The 20,692-nt window shown below is 56.5% G+C and carries 17 protein-coding genes and 1 other annotated feature; of the genes, 12 read left to right on the top strand and 5 right to left on the bottom strand.

Annotation, left to right across the window (positions count from 1 at the left end; genetic code table 11):
* Window positions 1-14: 14 nt before the first annotated feature.
* The gene (gene acrA, locus H2Z33_RS02420; RefSeq protein ID WP_017694395.1) at window positions 15-1,208 is read right to left on the bottom strand and encodes a multidrug efflux RND transporter periplasmic adaptor subunit AcrA; all 1,194 of its coding nucleotides are present in this window, start codon (window positions 1,206-1,208) and stop codon (window positions 15-17) included.
* A 141-nt stretch (window positions 1,209-1,349) separates the two neighbouring features.
* Here acrA and acrR point away from each other — a divergent pair, with 141 nt between their 5' ends.
* Together acrR and mscK are read left to right on the top strand one after the other, a co-directional pair.
* Window positions 1,350-2,003 (top strand): multidrug efflux transporter transcriptional repressor AcrR, encoded by a 654-nt coding sequence (acrR, locus tag H2Z33_RS02415; RefSeq protein WP_015571247.1) that lies wholly within the window; start codon window positions 1,350-1,352, stop codon window positions 2,001-2,003.
* Window positions 2,004-2,116: 113 nt separating this feature from the next.
* Window positions 2,117-5,464 (top strand): mechanosensitive channel MscK, encoded by a 3,348-nt coding sequence (gene mscK, locus H2Z33_RS02410; RefSeq protein ID WP_033486648.1) that lies wholly within the window; start codon window positions 2,117-2,119, stop codon window positions 5,462-5,464.
* Window position 5,465: 1 nt separating this feature from the next.
* On the opposite strand, the gene rsmS is transcribed toward mscK, so the two are convergent.
* Both rsmS and priC read right to left on the bottom strand, forming a co-directional pair.
* Window positions 5,466-5,642 (bottom strand): pleiotropic regulatory protein RsmS, encoded by a 177-nt coding sequence (gene rsmS, locus H2Z33_RS02405; protein WP_017383212.1) that lies wholly within the window; start codon window positions 5,640-5,642, stop codon window positions 5,466-5,468.
* Between the two features lie 12 nt (window positions 5,643-5,654).
* The gene (gene priC, locus H2Z33_RS02400; RefSeq protein WP_017383213.1) at window positions 5,655-6,182 is read right to left on the bottom strand and encodes a primosomal replication protein N''; all 528 of its coding nucleotides are present in this window, start codon (window positions 6,180-6,182) and stop codon (window positions 5,655-5,657) included.
* Window positions 6,183-6,232: 50 nt separating this feature from the next.
* Between priC and H2Z33_RS02395 the strand changes: the two genes are divergently transcribed.
* The 9 genes from H2Z33_RS02395 to H2Z33_RS02355 all read left to right on the top strand — a co-directional run bounded on the left by H2Z33_RS02395 (window position 6,233) and on the right by H2Z33_RS02355 (window position 15,623).
* Window positions 6,233-6,610, top strand: a complete 378-nt coding sequence (locus tag H2Z33_RS02395) for a DUF454 family protein (RefSeq protein WP_015571246.1) — start codon at window positions 6,233-6,235, stop codon at window positions 6,608-6,610.
* Between the two features lie 151 nt (window positions 6,611-6,761).
* Entirely contained in the window at window positions 6,762-7,313 is a 552-nt protein-coding gene (gene apt, locus H2Z33_RS02390) for an adenine phosphoribosyltransferase (RefSeq protein WP_000127359.1), read from the top strand.
* Between the two features lie 88 nt (window positions 7,314-7,401).
* Window positions 7,402-9,330 carry a DNA polymerase III subunit gamma/tau gene (gene dnaX, locus H2Z33_RS02385; RefSeq protein WP_062938184.1) on the top strand — a complete coding sequence of 643 codons (1,929 nt, stop codon included), beginning with the start codon at window positions 7,402-7,404 and terminating at the stop codon, window positions 9,328-9,330.
* Window positions 8,660-8,724 (top strand) — a sequence feature (DnaX frameshifting element). It overlaps the preceding gene by 65 nt.
* A 53-nt stretch (window positions 9,331-9,383) precedes the next feature.
* Window positions 9,384-9,716, top strand: coding sequence for a YbaB/EbfC family nucleoid-associated protein (locus H2Z33_RS02380; RefSeq protein ID WP_003858972.1), 333 nt, complete (start codon window positions 9,384-9,386; stop codon window positions 9,714-9,716).
* Complete coding sequence (gene recR / locus H2Z33_RS02375; protein WP_006809843.1) at window positions 9,716-10,321, top strand: recombination mediator RecR; 606 nt, start codon at window positions 9,716-9,718, stop codon at window positions 10,319-10,321. Before H2Z33_RS02380 ends, recR begins: the two co-directional genes overlap by 1 nt.
* A gap of 110 nt (window positions 10,322-10,431) precedes the next feature.
* On the top strand, window positions 10,432-12,306 hold the full coding sequence (gene htpG / locus H2Z33_RS02370) for a molecular chaperone HtpG (RefSeq protein ID WP_063134755.1): 1,875 nt from the start codon (window positions 10,432-10,434) through the stop codon (window positions 12,304-12,306).
* Between the two features lie 218 nt (window positions 12,307-12,524).
* Window positions 12,525-13,169, top strand: coding sequence for an adenylate kinase (gene adk, locus H2Z33_RS02365; RefSeq protein WP_006809841.1), 645 nt, complete (start codon window positions 12,525-12,527; stop codon window positions 13,167-13,169).
* Window positions 13,170-13,293: 124 nt separating this feature from the next.
* Window positions 13,294-14,256, top strand: a complete 963-nt coding sequence (gene hemH, locus H2Z33_RS02360; protein WP_017383216.1) for a ferrochelatase — start codon at window positions 13,294-13,296, stop codon at window positions 14,254-14,256.
* Window positions 14,257-14,318: 62 nt separating this feature from the next.
* Window positions 14,319-15,623, top strand: a complete 1,305-nt coding sequence (locus H2Z33_RS02355; protein ID WP_032104066.1) for an inosine/guanosine kinase — start codon at window positions 14,319-14,321, stop codon at window positions 15,621-15,623.
* Between the two features lie 93 nt (window positions 15,624-15,716).
* On the opposite strand, the gene ybaL is transcribed toward H2Z33_RS02355, so the two are convergent.
* Both ybaL and H2Z33_RS02345 read right to left on the bottom strand, forming a co-directional pair.
* On the bottom strand, window positions 15,717-17,393 hold the full coding sequence (gene ybaL / locus H2Z33_RS02350) for a YbaL family putative K(+) efflux transporter (protein ID WP_017383218.1): 1,677 nt from the start codon (window positions 17,391-17,393) through the stop codon (window positions 15,717-15,719).
* A gap of 232 nt (window positions 17,394-17,625) precedes the next feature.
* On the bottom strand, window positions 17,626-18,846 hold the full coding sequence (locus tag H2Z33_RS02345) for an MFS transporter (RefSeq protein WP_015571242.1): 1,221 nt from the start codon (window positions 18,844-18,846) through the stop codon (window positions 17,626-17,628).
* Window positions 18,847-19,010: 164 nt separating this feature from the next.
* Between H2Z33_RS02345 and ushA the strand changes: the two genes are divergently transcribed.
* Window positions 19,011-20,663 carry a bifunctional UDP-sugar hydrolase/5'-nucleotidase UshA gene (gene ushA, locus H2Z33_RS02340; protein ID WP_045907183.1) on the top strand — a complete coding sequence of 551 codons (1,653 nt, stop codon included), beginning with the start codon at window positions 19,011-19,013 and terminating at the stop codon, window positions 20,661-20,663.
* Window positions 20,664-20,692 lie beyond the last annotated feature (29 nt).

The raw sequence follows: 20,692 nt of genomic DNA, 5'->3' as shown, positions 1-20,692 counted from the left end.
GGCTCCTGTTTAAGTTAAGACTTGGTTTGTTCTGACTGGCCAGCGGCCGACGCTTGTTGTTTGTCGTCAGATTTCACTTCCTGAGCTTTGACCTGCGCACCAGGACGAACTTTTTGCAAACCAGTAATAATTACGCGATCGCCATCTTTCAGACCTTCCGTTACCAGCCACTTGTCGCCAATCGCCTGCGTTGCAGTGATATTGCGTGTTTCGACTTTGTTATCGGCACCCACAACCAGTGCGCTCGCATCGCCGCGTGGCGTACGGGTCACACCTTGCTGAGGAACCAGAATGGCGCTTGGGTTAGTCCCTTCCTCAAGACGGGCGCGTACGAACATACCGGGCAGCAGGGTTTTATCCGGATTGGGGAAAATGGCCCGGATGGTGATAGAGCCGGTGGTCTGATCGACGGTCACATCAGAAAATTCCAGTGTGCCAGTCTGTGAGAACTTGATACCGTCGTTGGTAACCAGTTCCACTTTGGCTTTACCGTTTTCCTGTTTCAGGGTGCCGTTAGCCAGCTCCTGTTTGAGACGCAGGAAATCGTTGCTGGACTGGGTGACGTCAACGTAGATCGGGTCGAGCTGCTGCACGGTGGCCAGCGCGTTGGTTTGACCGTTCTGCACCAGCGCACCTTCGGTGACGGCTGATTTACCAATGCGACCGCTGATAGGGGAGGTCACTTTGGTGTAGGCCAGGTTAATACGCGCGGTTTCTACCGCCGCTTTCGCCGCCACAACGGCTGCGTTGGCTTGCTGTGCATCGGCCAGGGCAGAATCGTAATCCTGTTGGCTGATGTACTGCGTGCCGAGCAGTTTCTTGTAACGATTCAACGTCAGCTGCGAGATTTTGGCTGCCGCTTCGGCTTTAGCCAGATCGCCCTTAGCGCTCTCATAAGACGCCTGATAGGTTGCTGGATCAATCTGATACAGAGACTCGCCTGCCTTGACATCACCGCCTTCGGTGAAGTTACGTTTCAGGATGATACCGCTCACCTGCGGACGCACTTCCGCAATGCGGTAGGCGCTGGTGCGGCCCGGTAGTTCTGTTGTCATCTGGAGAGGTTCGGATTTGAGCGTCACGACGCCAACTTCTGGCACCTGCTGAGCTCCTTGTTGAGCCTGTTTGTCGTCACATCCTGTAAGCGCTAAGCTGCCTGAGAGCATCAGAACGACCGCCAGAGGCGTTAACCCTCTGTTTTTGTTCATATGTAAACCTCGAGTGTCCGATTTCAAATTGATCAAGGGTCCTGAGTCTAAAAACCCATTGCTGCGTTTATATTATCGTCATGCTATGGTACATACATTCATAAATGTATGTAAATCTGACTCCTGTAAATTCATCAACGTATGGCACGAAAAACCAAACAACAAGCGCTGGAAACCCGACAACACATTCTGGATGTGGCAATGCGTTTGTTCTCACAGCAGGGTGTTTCGGCAACCTCGCTGGCACAGATTGCTCAGGCCGCGGGCGTCACGCGGGGAGCGATTTACTGGCATTTCAAAGACAAGTCCGATCTGTTTGGTGAAATCTGGGAGCTTTCAGAGTCCAGCATTAGCGATCTTGAGAGTGAGTATCGGGCAAAATTCCCTCACGATCCACTCTCAGTGTTAAGAGAAATTCTAGTATATATCCTTGAAGCGACGGTTGTTGAAGAGCGTCGTCGTCTGATGATGGAAATCATCTTCCATAAATGTGAGTTCGTTGGTGAAATGGCGGTGGTTCAACAGGCGCAGCGCGACCTGTGTCTGGAAAGCTACGATCGCATCGAACAGGTCCTCACGGAGTGCATGCAGGCCAAAATGCTTCCTGCCACATTACTCACCCGCCGGGCGGCGATCCTGATGCGCAGCTATATTTCCGGCCTGATGGAAAACTGGCTTTTTGCTCCGGAGTCGTTCGATCTCAGATCAGAGGCGCGCAGCTACGTCGAAATTTTTCTTGAGATGTGCCAGCTCTGTCCGACCCTTCAAAGTAAACTTAGCCCGCGCTCTGCCTGATCGGGCATGGTAAAAATCGTAGACCCTTTCCGTCGTACTATTCTGCTTCAGCCGGGCGTGATATCCTTCATGCCCGACTATTTCCGGTCATTTCTCACATCACATTCACAACTATGCTGCACATCAATCGCTCGCAACATCCTGTTCTGGCCCTGTTTTTGATCCTGCTGTTTTACTTTGCAGCCGCGCCGCTTTCATGGGCCCGTGCAGACAACGGCAGTGACATTCCCACGCGTGCTGATGTTCAGTCGCAACTCGACACCCTGAATAAGCAAAAAGATCTCTCCGCCCAGGAAAAACTCGTTCAGCAGGATCTGACGGAAACCCTGGAAACGCTGGACAAGATCGAACGCATCAAAGCCGAAACGGCCCAGCTACGGCAGAAGGTCGCTCAGGCGCCGGAGAACATGCGTAAGGCAACGGAGGCGCTGAGTGCGCTCAGCGACGTCGATAACGACGATGAAACCCGAAAAACGCTTGCCACGCTGTCGTTGCGCCAGCTTGAGTCGCGCGTGGCGCAGCTGCTGGACGATCTGCAAACGGCGCAATCCGATCTCTCAACCTACAACAGCCAGCTGGTTTCGCTGCAAACCCAGCCTGAGCGCGTGCAGAACGCCATGTACTCGGCGTCGCAACAGCTACAGCAGATACGTAACCGTCTGAATGGCATCACCGTGGGGGAAGGGGCGCTTCGTCCCACCCAGCAAACGCTGCTGAACATCCAGCAGACGCTGCTAAACGCGGAGATTGAACAGCAGCGTAAGAGTCTGGAAGGCAACACGGTGCTACAGGATGCGCTGCAAAAACAGCGTGACTACGTGACCGCGAATATCAACCGGCTTGAGCATCAGCTTCAGTTGTTGCAGGAAGCGGTGAACAGCAAGCGCCTGACGCTGACTGAAAAAACGGCGCAGGAAGCGGTTTCGCCAGACGAGACGGCCCGTATTCAGGCCAACCCGCTGGTGAAGCAGGAGCTGGAGATTAACCACCAGCTGAGCGAGCGTCTGATTCAGGCGACTGAAAACGGCAGCGCGCTGGTGCAGCAAAATATTAAGGTCAAAAACTGGCTGGATCGCGCTTTGCAGGCCGAGCGCAACGTCAAGGAGCAGATTGCCGTCCTGAAGGGCAGCCTGCTGCTGTCGCGCATTCTCTACCAGCAACAGCAGACGCTGCCTTCCGCCGACGAGCTGGAAGACATGACCAACCGCATTGCGGATTTGCGTCTTGAACAGTTTGACGTTAACCAGCAGCGCGATGCGCTATTTCAGAGCGATACCTTCGTTGCCAAAGTGGAAGAGGGCCATTCAGGTGAAGTGAACGCTGAAGTTCACGACGCGCTGTTGCAGGTGGTGGACATGCGCCGCGAATTGCTCGATCAGCTTAACAAGCAGCTGGGCAACCAGCTGATGATGGCGATTAACCTGCAAATCAACCAGCAGCAGCTGGTGAGCGTTTCTAAAAGCCTCCAGGAGATCCTGACCCAGCAGATTTTCTGGGTGAACAGCAATAAACCCATGGACTGGGACTGGTTTAAATCTTTCCCGGAAACGCTGAAATCCCAGATCAAAAGCATGAAAATTACCGTGAACTGGGAGAAAGCCTGGCCTGCGGTGATGATCGCCTTCCTGACGGGGCTGCCTTTGCTGCTCATCGCTGGCGTCATACGCTGGCGTTTGAAATGGCTGAAACAGTACCAGGCGAAGCTGGCCTCGGAAGTGGGGCAACTGCGTAACGACAGCCAGCTGCACACCCCGAAAGCGATCCTGATCGATCTGATCCGTGCTCTGCCGGTCTGCCTGTTGATACTCGCCGTGGGCCTGATCCTGCTGACCATGCAGCTGAATATCAGCGATCTGCTGTGGGCGTTCAGCAAGAAGCTGGCGCTGTTCTGGCTGGTGTTTGGTCTGTGCTGGAAAGTGCTGGAAAAAGATGGCGTCGCCGTCCGCCACTTCAACATGCCGGAAAAACTCACCAGCCACTGGCGTCGCCAGATTGTGCGCATCAGCCTCGCGCTGCTGCCGCTGCACTTCTGGTCAGTTGTGGCGGAGCTTTCCCCGCTGCACCTGATGGATGACGTGCTGGGGCAACTGGTGATTATGCTGAACCTGCTGCTGATTGCCGTTCTGATGTGGCCAATGTGCCGCGACAGCTGGCGGGATAAAGAGTCCCACAATCTTCGTCTGGCTACCGTAACGGTACTGGCGATCATTCCTCTGGCGCTGATGGTGCTGACGGCGACGGGTTACTTCTATACCACGCTGCGTCTGTCCGGTCGCTGGATCGAAACGGTTTATCTGGTGATTGTATGGAACCTGCTGTTCCAGACCGTGCTGCGTGGTTTGAGCGTGGCGGCGCGCCGCATTGCGTATCGTCGTGCTGTTGCCCGTCGGCAGCATCAGGTGAAAGAGGGGGCTGAAGGGGCAGAGCCGCAGGAAGAGCCGACCATTGCTCTGGAGCAGGTTAACCAGCAAACGATGCGTATTACCATGCTGGTGATGATCGCCCTGTTTGCGGTGATGTTCTGGGCCATCTGGTCTGATTTAATTACCGTCTTCGCCTACCTCGACAGTATCACGCTCTGGCAATACAACGGTACCGAAGCGGGCGCTGCGGTAATGAAAAGCGTCACCATGGGCAGCCTGCTCTTTGCGCTGGTGTCGTCAGTGGTTGCCTGGGCGTTGATCCGCAACCTGCCGGGTCTGCTGGAAGTGCTGGTGCTCTCAAGGCTGAACCTGCGTCAGGGGGCGTCGTACGCCATTACCACCATCCTGAACTACGTCATTATTATTGTCGGGGCGATGACGGTATTCGGCTCGCTGGGCGTCTCGTGGGATAAACTCCAGTGGCTGGCGGCGGCGTTGTCAGTGGGTCTGGGCTTCGGCTTGCAGGAGATCTTCGGTAACTTTGTCTCTGGCCTGATTATCCTGTTCGAACGTCCGGTGCGTATCGGCGATACCGTCACCATCGGTACTTTCTCCGGGACCGTCAGCAAGATCCGCATTCGTGCGACCACCATTACCGACTTCGATCGTAAAGAGGTGATCATCCCGAACAAAGCGTTTGTGACCGAGCGTCTGATCAACTGGTCGCTCTCGGATACCACCACTCGCGTGGTGATCCGACTCGGGGTGGCCTATGGCTCGGATCTGGACAAGGTGAAAGAGGTACTGCTGAAGGCGGCAGCTGACCATCCAAAAGTGATGCACGATCCTGCGCCAGCGGTATTCTTCACCACCTTCGGGCCGAGCACTTTGGATCATGAGCTGCGCCTGTACGTACGCGAACTGCGCGATCGCAGCTACACCGTCGATGAGCTGAACCGCACCATTGACCGTCTGTGTCGTGAAAACGATATTAATATCGCCTTTAACCAGCTTGAGGTTCATCTGCGCAACGAGAAAGGCGATGAGCATACGGAAGTGAAGCGCGAAATTAAGGGGGACGACCCTACTCCCGCCTAATCTATTTCCCTCTCTCCTCTGGGGAGAGGGTAGGGTGAGGGGGAAGTTTCCCCTCAAAATCTCGTCGCACAATCTCCAGCGCTTTCAGCACCGTCTCCGCCGGGATCTCGTGATTTTCCAGCAGCATAATTAAATCGACGGCCAGCTTGACCTCGTCGGGGGCATTTTCCAGTGACATCAGTGGCTCCTGTTAACGGGTCAGGCGTTCAATGACGCGTTCAATCTCATCCAGCGCCTGACGGCAGCGGACGATGCGGCCTTCCAGCGCGCTGATTTCACGCATTAATAACTGCTGCTCTTCCAGCGTTTCGCTGGTGTTCAGGCGGGCTTCGCGCTCGCGCTTCATCTCAAACAGACGGCGCTCAAACTCCTGGTTCTCCAGCCGCTTGCGCTGCCATTTACCGAGCCCCGGCGAGGCGCTGTCCCACGCCCGTAACGGCCAGGCGGCGATTTCCCGGTGCAGGGCGGTGATCTGCTCGGTAAGATGCTCCGCAAGCCACGCGACCTGTTCCTGCTGTTCACTCTCAACCGCGTGACGAAGCTCGTCGAGATTGGTCTGCGCTTCAGCAAGATAATCCTCAATGACGGTGCTGCGGGTGCGGAAGAGCTGTCGGTCAAAGCGCGGTTTCAGCGTGGCGTGGCCCATCAACGGCGTGGCCTGCGCCCGCAGCGCGATCAGCTGATTTTGCAGCCTCTCAAGAAGCAGTGCTGTTTTCAAGGCGCTCTCCAGTGGTAAAGTAGCCGTTCAGTTTGATAACGATTCGCATTATGCAGCGTACTATTTTAATCATCATTGGCTGGCTCGCGGTAGTGCTGGGCACGCTGGGTGTGGTTTTACCCTTGCTGCCGACCACCCCGTTTATCCTGTTGGCCGCCTGGTGCTTCGCCCGCTCGTCGCCGCGTTTTCACCACTGGCTTCTGTACCGCTCGTGGTTTGGCGGCTACCTGCGGCACTGGCAAAAACACCGGGCCATGCCGCCCGGGGCCAAGCCGCGCGCCATTGCCTTCATCCTGATCACCTTCGCCGTCTCGTTATGGCTGGTGAAAATGATGTGGGTGCGCATTCTGCTGCTGGCGATCCTGGTTTGCCTGCTGATCTTTATGTGGCGGATCCCCGTGGTTGATGAAAAGCAACAAAAGCACTGAAGCCTCATCATGGCGGTTGCAATTATGGCGCACAGCCAGTAAATTCGACCGTTTTCGAGCACAGGTGCGCCTGGTCAAAGGTTAAACAACTGTTACTTTGACCGACTCGTCGCGCGCCGTGAGTAACACTGTTTCATTTAGGCACAAACCGATGACCGCAACTGCACAGCAGCTTGAATATCTGAAAAATAGCATCAAAAGTATCCAGGACTATCCAAAACCTGGCATTCTTTTCCGCGATGTCACCAGCTTGCTGGAAGACCCGAAAGCGTACGCCCTCAGCATTGAACTGCTGGTTGAGCGTTATAAAAACGCCGGGATCACCAAAGTAGTAGGTACTGAAGCCCGTGGCTTCCTGTTTGGCGCACCGGTTGCGCTGGCGATGGGCGTGGGTTTTGTGCCGGTGCGTAAGCCGCGCAAACTGCCGCGTGAAACCATTGCTGAGAGCTATGAGCTGGAATACGGCACCGATCAGCTGGAAATTCACGTTGATGCCATCAAGCCAGGCGACAAAGTGCTGGTGGTGGACGATCTGCTGGCAACCGGCGGCACCATCGAAGCGACCGTGAAGCTGATCCGTCGTCTGGGCGGGGAAGTGACCGACGCGGCATTCATCATCAACCTGTTCGATCTCGGCGGCGAGCAGCGCCTGGAAAAACAGGGTATTACCAGCTACAGCCTGGTGCCATTCCCGGGACATTAATCCCGTATCTCACAACCTCGCTCAATGGGTGAGGTTGTGATAGCATTCCCCTCCATTAATTCACCTTCCAGCGTTGCAGAGCCTGCCCATGAGTTATCAGGTGTTAGCCCGTAAATGGCGACCACAAACCTTTGCTGACGTTGTCGGTCAGGAACATGTGCTGACGGCCCTGGCGAACGGCTTGTCGCTAGGTCGCATCCATCACGCCTATCTTTTTTCCGGCACCCGCGGCGTCGGTAAAACCTCTATTGCCCGTCTGCTGGCAAAAGGTCTGAACTGCGAAACCGGGATCACCGCCACCCCGTGCGGCGTGTGCGACAACTGTCGTGAGATCGAGCAGGGGCGTTTTGTCGATCTGATTGAGATCGACGCCGCCTCGCGCACCAAAGTGGAAGATACCCGCGATCTGCTCGACAACGTGCAGTACGCCCCGGCGCGCGGCCGCTTCAAGGTCTATCTGATCGATGAAGTGCACATGCTGTCGCGCCACAGCTTCAACGCCCTGCTGAAAACGCTGGAAGAGCCGCCTGCGCATGTCAAATTCCTGCTGGCGACCACCGATCCGCAAAAGCTGCCGGTCACGATCCTCTCGCGCTGCCTGCAATTCCATCTGAAGGCGCTCGACGTTGAGCAGATCCGCGCTCAGCTTGAGCATATCCTCGATGAAGAGAACATTGTCCACGAGCCGCGTGCGCTGCAACTGCTGGCCCGTGCCGCGGACGGCAGCCTGCGCGATGCGTTGAGCCTGACCGATCAGGCGATTGCCAGCGGTGACGGTAAACTCTCCACCGACGCGGTCAGTACCATGCTCGGCACGCTGGATGACGATCAGGCGCTGTCGCTTATTGAAGCGATGATTGCCGCCAACGGTGAGCGGGTAATGACCCTCGTCAACGACGCCGCTGCCCGTGGCATTGAGTGGGAAGCGCTGCTGGTCGAGATGCTCAGCCTGCTGCACCGCGTGGCGATGCTGCAACTGTCTCCGTCGGCCATTGGCGCGGACATGGCGACCATTGAACAGCGGATGCGTGAACTTGCGCGCACCGTGCCGCCGGCTGACGTTCAGCTTTATTATCAGACGCTGCTGATTGGCCGCAAAGAGCTGCCGTTTGCACCGGATCGCCGGATGGGCGTTGAAATGACGCTGCTGCGCGCGCTGGCCTTCCATCCGCGCAAGCCATTGCCGGAGCCGGAAACGCCCCGGCAGTCCTTTGCGCCGGTTGCGCCGACCGCGGTAATGTCACCGCAGCAGGTGCCACCGCAACCGGCATCGCCGCCGCTGCAAAATGTGCCGCTGTCGGATGCCACCAGTTCGGTGCTTGCCGCACGAAGCCAGTTGCAACGTGCGCAGGGAGCAACCAAACCAAAAAAGAGTGAACCGGCAGCGCCTGCAAGAGCGCGGCCGGTGAACAACGCCGCGCTTGAACGACTGGCCTCGGTAACGGAGCGCGTGCAGTCGCGTCCGGCACCGTCCGCGCTCGAGCAAAAAGCCCCGGCGAAAGAAGAGGCATACCGCTGGAAGGCGACCACCGTTGTTGAAACGGTCAAGGAAGTGGTCGCCACGCCAAAAGCGCTGAAAAAGGCGCTGGAGCATGAAAAAACGCCGGAGCTGTCCGCGAAGCTCGCGGAAGAATCCATTGAGCGCGATGCCTGGGCCGCCGAGGTCAGCAAACTGCAACTGCCGAAGCTGGTGGAGCAGGTCGCGCTGAACGCCTGGAAAGAGCAGGACGGTAATCAGGTGCGTCTGCACCTGCGCCCTGGCCAGCGGCACCTCAACTCCCCTGGCGCGCAAAAGGCGCTGGCCGAGGCGCTTACCGCATTACAGGGTGTGCCGGTTGAATTGACTATCATTGAAGATGATAATCCGGCGGTGAAAACGCCGCTCGAGTGGCGTCAGGCCATTTATGAAGAGAAGCTCGCGCAGGCGCGCGAGGCGATTATTGCGGATAACAACATCCAGACCCTGCGCCGGTTCTTCGACGCCGATCTGGATGAAGAGAGTATTCGCCCCATTTGATCGTGAGTCTGACTTACGGTTGTAATCCTTAACGTGAAAGAAGAGAGAAGCCTATGTTTGGTGGAAAAGGCGGTCTGGGTGGCCTGATGAAGCAGGCTCAGCAGATGCAGGAAAAAATGCAGAAGATGCAGGAAGAGATCGCTCAGCTGGAAGTCACGGGTGAATCCGGTGCCGGTCTGGTCAAGGTGACCATCAACGGTGCGCATAACTGCCGTCGCGTTGAAATCGACCCGAGCCTGCTCGAAGACGACAAAGAGATGCTGGAAGATCTGGTTGCAGCCGCGTTTAACGATGCCGCTCGCCGTATCGACGAAACCCAGAAAGAGAAAATGGCCTCTGTTTCCAGCGGTATGCAACTGCCGCCGGGCTTTAAGATGCCATTCTGATGCAAACCAGTCCGCTGCTCACGCAGTTAATGGAAGCACTGCGCTGCCTGCCGGGCGTTGGCCCGAAGTCGGCGCAGCGTATGGCGTTTACGCTATTGCAGCGCGACCGCAGCGGCGGGATGCGCCTGGCGCAGGCTCTGACCCGCGCCATGTCAGAAATTGGTCACTGTGCGGATTGCCGGACCTTTACCGAGCAGGACGTATGTAACATCTGCACGAACCCGCGTCGTCAGGAAAACGGTCAGATTTGCGTGGTGGAGAGTCCGGCGGACATCTACGCCATCGAACAAACCGGGCAGTTTTCCGGCCGCTATTTCGTGCTGATGGGGCATCTCTCCCCGCTGGATGGCATCGGCCCGGACGATATCGGTCTCGATCGCCTGGAGCAGCGCCTGGAGTCGGAAACCATCAAAGAGGTGATCCTCGCCACCAACCCGACGGTGGAAGGGGAGGCAACCGCCAACTACATCGCCGAACTGTGCGCGCAGTACGGCGTTGACGCCAGCCGCATCGCCCACGGCGTGCCGGTCGGCGGTGAGCTGGAGATGGTCGACGGCACCACGCTGTCACACTCGCTGGCCGGACGTCACAAGATTATTTTCTGACCAAACGGAGGCTGCGCGCGCGGCCTCCGCTTGAAAATTCCTCCCCTTATCCCCATCTCTCACTCAACGTTTTACAACCCCATTAAATGGCATTGTTGAGGTCGACTTAGATGAAAGGACAAGAAACCCGTGGTTTCCAGTCAGAAGTAAAACAGCTTCTGCACCTGATGATCCATTCCCTGTATTCCAACAAAGAAATCTTCCTGCGTGAGCTGATTTCCAACGCCTCTGATGCGGCGGACAAGCTGCGCTTCCGCGCGCTGTCTAACCCGGATCTGTATGAAGGCGACGGCGAGCTGCGCGTGCGCGTCTCGTTTAATAAAGAGAACCGCACCCTGACCATCGCCGATAACGGCATCGGGATGAACCGCGACGAGGTGATTGACCACCTCGGAACCATCGCCAAATCCGGCACCAAAGCGTTCCTTGAGTCCATGGGCTCTGACCAGGCGAAAGACAGCCAGCTGATCGGTCAGTTCGGCGTAGGCTTCTACTCGGCGTTCATCGTGGCGGACAAAGTCACCGTGCGCACCCGCGCCGCGGGCGACAGCGTCGAGAACGGCGTGCTGTGGGAGTCTAAAGGTGAAGGTGAATACACCGTTGATGACATCACCAAAGCGGATCGCGGCACCGAAATCACCCTGCACCTGCGTGAAGGCGAAGACGATTTCCTGAACGACTGGCGCGTACGCTCCATTATCAGCAAATATTCCGACCATATCGCGCTGCCGGTAGAGATTGAAAAACAGGAAGAGAAAGACGGCGAAACCGTGGTTTCCTGGGAGAAAATCAACAAGGCGCAGGCGCTGTGGACGCGTAATAAAGCTGAAATTAAAGACGACGAGTACAACGAGTTTTACAAGCACATCGCCCACGACTTCACCGATCCGCTGACCTGGAGCCACAACCGTGTGGAAGGGAAACAGGAGTACACCAGCCTGCTGTACATTCCGGCGCAGGCGCCGTGGGACATGTGGAACCGCGATCACAAGCACGGCCTGAAGCTGTACGTGCAGCGCGTCTTCATCATGGACGACGCCGAGCAGTTCATGCCGAACTACCTGCGCTTTGTGCGTGGCCTGATAGACTCCAACGATCTGCCGCTGAACGTCTCCCGTGAAATTCTTCAGGACAGCACCGTCACCCGTAACCTGCGCAACGCCCTGACCAAACGTGCGTTGCAGATGCTGGAAAAACTGGCGAAGGACGATGCGGAAAAATACCAGACCTTCTGGAAACAGTTTGGCCTGGTGCTGAAAGAAGGTCCGGCGGAAGATACTGCGAACGTGGAAGCTATCGCTAAACTGCTGCGCTTCGCCTCTACGCACAACGACTCCTCCGCCCAGACCGTGTCGCTGGAAGAGTACGTCTCCCGCATGAAAGAAGGGCAGGAGAAGATCTACTACATCACCGCCGACAGCTATGCGGCAGCGAAGAGCAGCCCGCATCTGGAACTGCTGCGTAAGAAAGGCATCGAAGTGCTGCTGCTGTCTGACCGCATCGACGAGTGGATGATGAACTACCTGACCGAGTTCGACGGTAAATCCTTCCAGTCCGTTGCCAAAGCCGACGAGTCTATCGATAAGCTGGCGGATGAAGTGGACGACAGCGCGAAAGAAGCCGAGAAGGCGCTGGAGCCGTTCGTTGAGCGCGTTAAAACGCTGCTGGGCGACCGCGTGAAAGAGGTGCGCTTCACGCACCGTCTGACCGATACGCCAGCCATTGTCACCACCGATGCGGACGAAATGAGCACCCAGATGGCGAAACTGTTCGCTGCGGCGGGCCAGGCCGTGCCGGAAGTGAAATATATCTTTGAGCTTAATCCGGATCACCCGCTGGTGAAACGCGCGGCGGATACCCAGGACGACGCCCGCTTTGCGGAGTGGGTTGAACTGCTGCTGGCTCAGTCCCTGCTGGCCGAGCGCGGTACGCTGGAAGATCCTAACCTGTTCATTAAACGTGTGAATGCGCTGCTGCTGGCGTAATCTTCCCTCACCCCGGCCCTCTCCCACAGGGAGAGGGTGAAAGAGTTCCCTCTCCCTGTGGGAGAGGGTTAGGGTGAGGGCACCAGACCGCACGAAGCCAAATTATCTCCCCCCGTTAACCGTTTCAGCCTTCCCGCCTTCCTTGAGCCATACCCGTTCTGGTGGTATTGTTTAGCGCTTTTTGAAAAATTGAATCGACTTTTGAGGGGATTTTCGCAATGCGTATTATTCTGCTTGGCGCTCCGGGCGCGGGTAAAGGAACTCAGGCTCAGTTCATCATGGAGAAATACGGTATTCCGCAAATCTCCACCGGTGACATGCTGCGCGCCGCTGTTAAATCTGGCTCCGAGCTGGGTAAACAAGCGAAAGACATCATGGACGCAGGCAAACTGGTGACCGACGAACTGGTTATCGCGCTGGTTAAAGAGCGCATTGCTCAGGAAGACTGCCGTAACGGTTTCCTGCTTGACGGCTTCCCGCGCACCATTCCTCAGGCTGACGCCATGAAAGAAGCGGGCATCAACGTGGATTACGTGCTGGAGTTCGACGTACCAGACGAGCTGATCGTTGACCGTATCGTTGGCCGTCGCGTACACGCTGCTTCTGGCCGCGTTTACCACATCAAATTCAACCCACCTAAGGTTGAAGGCAAAGACGACGTGACCGGCGAAGAGCTGACCACCCGTAAAGACGATCAGGAAGAAACCGTGCGTAAACGCCTGGTGGAATATCATCAGATGACCGCACCGCTGATCGGCTACTACACCAAAGAAGCGCAGGCGGGTAACACCAAATACGCGAAAGTGGACGGCACCAAAGCCGTGGCTGACGTACGTGCAGAGCTGGAAAAAATCCTCGGCTAAGCGCACCTCTCTCACCCGGAGCCCCGGGTGAGAAAAATTCTCATCTTACCTATTACAGCAATGGGTTTCGTTTAAACGCATTTCCGCTACAATTGACAGCCTATCAAATGGTTAAGAGGCGTGAATGAGTCAGGCGAAAACCGGCATCCTGCTTGCCAATCTGGGCACCCCAGAAGCACCTACTCCAGCGGCGGTCAAACGCTACCTGCGACAATTTTTAAGCGACACGCGCGTCGTGGATACCCCAAGACTGCTGTGGTGGCCACTGCTGCGTGGCGTCATTCTGCCGATTCGTTCCCCGCGTGTGGCAAAGCTCTATCAGTCCGTGTGGATGGAAGAGGGCTCGCCGCTGATGGTGTACAGCCGTCGTCAGGAGAAGGCGCTGGCCGCCCGCCTGCCGGACATGCCCGTTGCGCTCGGCATGAGCTACGGTAAGCCGTCCCTGGAAAGCGCCGTCGACTCTCTGCTGGCGCAGGGCGTTGAACACATTGTGGTGCTGGCCCTTTATCCGCAGTATTCGTGCTCCACGGTAGCTGCCGTCTGGGACGAACTGGCGCGCATTCTGGCGACCCGCCGCCGTATACCGGGTATCACCTTTATCCGCGACTACGCCGATAACGAGCTGTACATTCAGGCGCTTGCCAGCAGCGCGCGCGCGTCGTTTGAAAAACACGGCGAGCCGGATCTGCTGCTGCTCTCCTATCACGGTATTCCGCAGCGTTTCGCGAACGAAGGGGATGATTACCCCCAGCGTTGCCGCGATACCACCCGCGAGCTGGTCTCCGCCCTCGGCCTGCCGCCTGAGAAGGTGATGATGACCTTCCAGTCGCGCTTCGGCCGTGAACCGTGGCTCACCCCGTATACTGATGAAACGCTTAAGATGCTGGGCGAGAAGGGCGTGAAGCACATTCAGGTGATGTCGCCGGGCTTCTCGGCGGACTGTCTGGAAACGCTGGAAGAGATTGCTGTCCAGAACAAAGAGTTCTTTATGGAGGCAGGCGGAACGAAATACGAATACATTCCTGCGCTTAACGACTCCCCTGAACACATCGACATGATGGTGTCACTGGTCACCACCCGCCGCTGATCGCGTTACGGGCCGGGTTTGTGCTACCATTCCCGGCCCGTATTCTTTGCACAGTTCAGACCATGAAATTTCCCGGTAAACGTAAGTCCAAACACTATTTCCCCGTCGATGCCCGCGATCCGCTGTTACAGCAAATTCAGCAGGAAAGCGAAACCAGCGCTGCCTGGGTGGTCGGTATCGATCAGACGCTGGTGGACATTGAAGCCAAAGTGGATGATGCGTTTGTCGCACGTTACGGTCTGAGCGCCGGGCACTCGCTGGTGATTGAGGATGACGTTGCTGAAGCGCTGTATCAGGAGCTGGTGCGCGAAAATCTTATCACCCACCAGTTTGCCGGCGGCACCATCGGCAACACCATGCACAACTACTCCGTACTGGCAGACGACCGCTCGGTGCTGCTTGGCGTGATGTGCAGCAATATCGAAATCGGTGGCTATGCCTACCGCTACCTGTGCAATACCTCCAGCCGCACCGATCTGAACTATTTGCAGGGCGTTGACGGGCCGATTGGCCGCTGCTTTACGCTGATAAGCGATTCCGGCGAGCGTACCTTTGCCATCAGCCCCGGCCATATGAACAAGCTGCGCGCTGAAAGTATCCCGGAAGAGGTGATCGCGGGCGCGTCTGCGCTGGTACTGACCTCCTATCTGGTGCGCTGCAAGCCGGGCGAACCAATGCCGGACGCAACCATGAAGGCAATTGAGTACGCGAAGAAATACAACGTGCCTGTGGTTCTGACGCTGGGCACCAAATTCGTCATTGCCGACAACCCGGAGTGGTGGCAGGCCTTCCTGAAAGAACACGTCTCGATTCTGGCGATGAATGAAGAAGAAGCCGAAGCGCTGACCGGCGAAAGCGATCCGCTGCTGGCGTCTGATAAGGCGCTGGACTGGGTAGATCTGGTGCTCTGCACCGCCGGGCCGGTCGGGCTGTATATGGCGGGCTTCACGGAAGAAGAGAGCAAGCGGAAAACCCAGCACCCGCTGCTGCCGGGCGCAATCGCCGAATTTAACCAGTACGAGTTCAGCCGCGCCATGCGTCATAAAGACTGCATCAACCCGCTGCGTATCTTCTCCCACATCGCACCGTATATGGGTGGCCCCGAGAAGATCATGAACACCAACGGCGCGGGCGACGGCGCGCTGGCCGCGCTGCTGCACGACATCACCGCCAACGCCTACCACAAAACCAATGTGCCGAATTCCAGCAAGCACACCTTCAACTGGCTGACCTACTCCTCGCTGGCGCAGGTGTGCAAGTACGCGAACCGCGTGAGTTATCAGGTGCTGAACCAGCATTCACCGCGCTTAACGCGGGGGCTGCCGGAACGGGAAGACAGCCTCGAAGAGGCGTATTGGGACAGGTAAAAGCAAAACGGCAACCTGTGGTTGCCGTTTTTAGTGTTTGTTCCCTCTCCCTGTGGGAGAGGGCCAGGGTGAGGGCATCAGGCCGCACAAAACTTAACCCGTCACCGCCTCTTCAACTGGCGGTTTTGTCAGCATTGTCAGCATTGTATTCGCAATCTCACGCTCACCCATCACCACCTGATTCGCGCCGCGCTCGGTGATGTACTCCACTTCGTCATCATAATGGGCGCGGGCAATGATTTCGATATGTGGGCATTTTTCACGGGCTGTGGCGACAATCTCGCCAGCCTCGTAACCGTTCGGGATAGTGAGCAGCAGCCAGCGAGCGCAGTCCAGATGCGCCAGATTCATAATCTCTTCGTTAGCCGCGTTGCCCAGCACCGCGCGGATGCCGCGCTCGCGAAGCTCGTCGACGCGAGTGCGGGAGGTTTCAATCACTACCAGGGGGATTCCCTGGGCCATCAGCTTCTCACCGAGCAGGCTGCCGACGCGGCCAAAACCGACCAGCAGCGCGTGGTTGCAGATATCTACGGGGATCTGTTTCTCCTCCTCAATCGCTTCTTCCAGGGTTTGCTCTTCGAGGGTTTCGGTCTTCTCGAGATATTTCTCCAGCAGGGCAAACAATACCGGGTTTAGCATGATGGAGAGGATCGCCCCCGCCAGCACCAGATTTTGCCCCGCCTGTGGCAGCAGGTTCAGGGCCATCCCCAGACCAGCAAGAATAAAGGCGAACTCGCCAATCTGCGCCAGGCTGGCGGCGATGGTCAGCGCCGTGCGCGGCGAATGGCCGAACATCCGTACCAGGAAGAAGGCGGCAACGGACTTACCAAAGATGATGATTGCCAGCGTACCCAGCACGGCCAGCGGCTGCTGAATGAGGATCAGCGGGTCGAACAGCATCCCGACGGAGACAAAGAACAGCACCGCGAATGCATCACGTAGCGGCAGGGTATCGTGCGCGGCACGGTGGCTCAGCTCGGACTCGTTCAGCACCATCCCGGCGAAGAACGCGCCCAGCGCAAAGGAGACGTCAAACAGCTCGACGGCGCCAAAGGCAATGCCCAGCGCCAGCGCAAGGACCGAAAGCGTGAACAGTTCACGCGAGCCCGTGGCGGCGCTGCGGGACATGATCCACGGCACCAGACGGCGGCCCACCAGCATCATGATGGCGATAAACGCCACGACTTTACCGATGGTAATGCTCATATCCAGCGCTAGCGAGGCGAAGCCGATATTCTCTTTTTCCATCATCCCGGCAACGGCAGGCAGCAGAACCAGCGTCAACACCATCACCAGATCTTCAACAATCAGCCAGCCTATCGCGATTTGTCCGCGCTGGCTGTCTATCAGCTGTCTCTCTTCAAGCGCGCGCAGCAGCACCACGGTACTGGCGGTTGAAAGACACAGCCCAAATACGATACCGGTCATGATTGACCAGCCCAGCACCGCCGAAAGCGCCATGCCCAGCAGCGTCGCCACCCCTATCTGGGCGATCGCTCCCGGTATGGCGATCGACTTTACCGCCATCAGATCCTTCAGGGAAAAATGCAGTCCGACGCCAAACATCAGCAGGATCACGCCCAATTCCGCCAGCTCAGGCGCCAGTTTGGTATCAGCGACAAAACCCGGCGTAAAGGGCCCTGCCAGCACGCCCGCCAGTAAATAGCCTACCAGGGGCGAAATACGCAATTTATTGGCAATCATGCCGAGAATAAAAGCGAGCACAAGTCCACCAACAATGGTGGTGATAAGCGGTGTGGCGTGGTGCATTCCGTCTCCTTTCGCGATGGGTGATCCATTTTTGGTGCAAATACCAAAAAGCCGATTAATAGTTTATGACAATTTTTACGCTTATGTTTATGAATAATTGTTGAAATCACAATAAAAAAGCAATAAGCATGAAAAAAGGCAGATTTTGATAAATTTGCTGAGGGGAGGGAGAGGAAAGCCTTATGGCATCAGGTTATCCGGCTGCCAAAGTTTAACTTTGGCAGCCGTGAAGTCACGCTTTATGACGATTGTCAGGCAGGAATATGGTCAACATCCCCAGAAGTGGCAGGAAAGCGCAGATTTTATAGACCAGGAAGATGCTGGTGTGGTCTGCAACCATCCCCAACACGGCTGCGCCAAGGCCGCCCATGCCAAAGGCAAAACCGAAAAAGAGACCGGAAACCATACCGATACGTCCCGGTAGCAGCTCCTGCGCGTAGACCAGGATGGCTGAAAATGCCGATGCGAGAATAAAACCAATAATCACCGTCAATATTCCGGTCCATTCCAGCGTTGCGTACGGTAAAACAAGCGTAAACGGCGCGACGCCGAGTATAGAGCCCCAAATCACATATTTACGTCCAATTTTATCCCCCACAGGGCCGCCTATCACCGTGCCTGCCGCCACCGCAAACAGGAAGGCAAAGAGGTGGAACTGGGCGTTTTGTACTGATAATCCGAATTTTTGCATCAGATAGAAGGTGTAATAGCTGCTAATGCTCGCCATATAGAAATATTTCGAGAAAATCAGCACCAGCAGCACGCTGACGGCAAGGATCACCTTATTGCGCGGAAGGGGATTGGTTATCTTCGCGGCAGGTTTTCCCTTATTTACGCGATGCTGCGCGGCATACCAGCGGCTGATTTGCGCCAGGACGACAATCGCCAGCAGCGCGGCCAGCACAAACCACGCCACGTTGCCTTTGCCGTAAGGCGCGATAATTACCGCCGCCAGCAGAGGACCGAGGGAGCTACCAAAGTTACCCCCCACCTGGAACAGAGACTGCGCCAGCCCGTGACGTCCGCCGGAGGCCATACGTGCCACGCGGGACGATTCCGGATGGAACACCGATGAACCGGTTCCCACCAGCGCCGCGGCAACCAGTACCGCCTCAAAGCTGCCCGCCATGGCCAGCAGCACCAGCCCGCTCAGGGTAAAGCACATCCCAATGGGCAGGGACCATGGCATCGGGTATTTGTCCGTCCAGTAGCCCACCACCGGCTGTAGCAGCGAAGAGGCCAGCTGGAAGGTCAGGGTGATCATCCCGATCTGCACGAAGGTTAATGAGAACTCAGACTGCAACAGCGGGTAGATCGCCAGAATCAGCGACTGGATCATGTCGTTGAGCAGATGAGAGAGACTGATTGCGCCTAATACTTTAAAGGAAGTGCGCGATTTCGGCGGCGACGCCGGAGCGCCCTGGACGGGCTGGGTTGATTCACTGATTGCCATAAATACCACGTCGATTTGTTATTAGAGATGCAGGGAGTAATTATTATCCGACTAACATACCCGTCCGTGACATTTGAAGAAAGTCGCAATTCTGAAAACTTATTTGTCTATTCTTGTGAGTCACTGTAATTTTTGCGTTTGTCTATGGGTCAGGGAGAGAGAAGATGAAGTTAATGAAGCGTGGCGTCGCGCTGGCGCTCATCGCCGCATGGGGGCTGACAAGCCTGCCCGCGCAGGCGTATGAAAAAGATAAAACCTATAAAATTACCATTCTGCATACTAACGATCATCACGGCCATTTCTGGCGCAGCGAATACGGTGAATATGGCCTGGCGGCGCAAAAAACGCTGGTGGACGGCATTCGTAAAGAGGTCGCGGCCCAGGGCGGCAGCGTCCTGCTGCTGTCGGGCGGGGATATTAATACCGGGGTGCCGGAATCTGATTTGCAGGATGCCGAGCCTGATTTTCGCGGCATGAATTTAATTGGTTACGACGCGATGGCGGTCGGAAACCACGAGTTTGATAATCCGCTGAGCGTATTGCGCCAGCAGGAGAAGTGGTCCAAATTCCCGTTCCTTTCCGCCAATATTTATCAGAAAAGCACCGGCGAGCGCCTGTTTAAACCGTGGGCGCTGTTTAAGCGTCAGGATCTGAAGATCGCTGTCATCGGCTTAACCACCGACGATACGGCCAAAATTGGTAATCCTGAATTTTTCACCGACATCGAATTCCGTAAACCGGCGGACGAAGCGAAGCTGGTGATCCAGGAGTTGCAGCAGAATGAAAAACCGGATGTGATTATCGCGACCACCCACATGGGGCATTACGATAACGGTCAGCACGGCTCTAACGCGCCGGGCGACGTGGAGATGGCGCGCAGCCTTCCTGCGGGCTCGCTGGCGATGATTGTGGGCGGTCATTCGCAGGATCCGGTCTGCATGGCCTCTGAGAATAAAAAGCAGGTAGATTATGTGCCCGGCACGCCGTGCGCGCCGGATCGTCAGAACGGGATCTGGATTGTACAGGCCCACGAGTGGGGTAAATACGTTGGCCGCGCGGATTTCGAATTCCGTAACGGCGAGATGAAGCTGGTGCACTATCAGCTCATCCCGGTCAACCTGAAGAAGAAAGTGACCTACCCGGACGGCAAAAGCGAGCGGGTACTCTACACGCCAGAGATCGCTGAAAACCAGCAGATGCTCTCTCTGCTGACGCCGTTCCAGAGCAAAGGGAAAGCGCAGCTGGACGTGAAGATTGGCACGCTTAACGGACGACTGGAAGGGGACCGCAGCAAAGTCCGCTTCGTACAGACCAACATGGGGCGTCTGGTGCTGGCCGCGCAGATGGCGCGCACGAATGCGGATTTCGGCGTGATGAGCGGCGGCGGTATTCGTGATTCCATCGAAGGCGGAGACATCACCTATAAAGACGTGCTCAAAGTGCAGCCGTTTGGCAACGTGGTGGTCTATGCGGACATGAGCGGGAAGGAGGTGATTGACTACCTGACCGCCGTGGCGCAGATGAAGCCGGATTCCGGGGCGTATCCGCAGTTTGCTAACGTCAGCTTCGTCGCGAAGGACGGCAAGCTTAACGATCTCAAAATCAAAGGCGAACCGGTTGATCCGGCGAAAACCTACCGCCTGGCAACGTTAAGCTTTAACGCCACCGGCGGCGACGGCTATCCGCATATCGATAACAAACCGGGCTATGTAAATACCGGGTTTATTGATGCGGAAGTGTTGAAGCAGTTTATCCAGCAAAATTCACCGATTGACGTGAACATGTATGAGCCGAAAGGCGAGGTAAGCTGGCAGTAGTGCGTTTTTTTGCCGGGTGGCGGCTTCGC

It is taken from the genome of Enterobacter sp. YSU, assembly GCF_016082135.1.
GTDB lineage: Bacteria > Pseudomonadota > Gammaproteobacteria > Enterobacterales > Enterobacteriaceae > Enterobacter > Enterobacter hormaechei_C.
The sequence above is the reverse complement of the archived record's forward strand: the minus strand, read 5'-3'. Positions and strand labels throughout refer to the sequence as shown.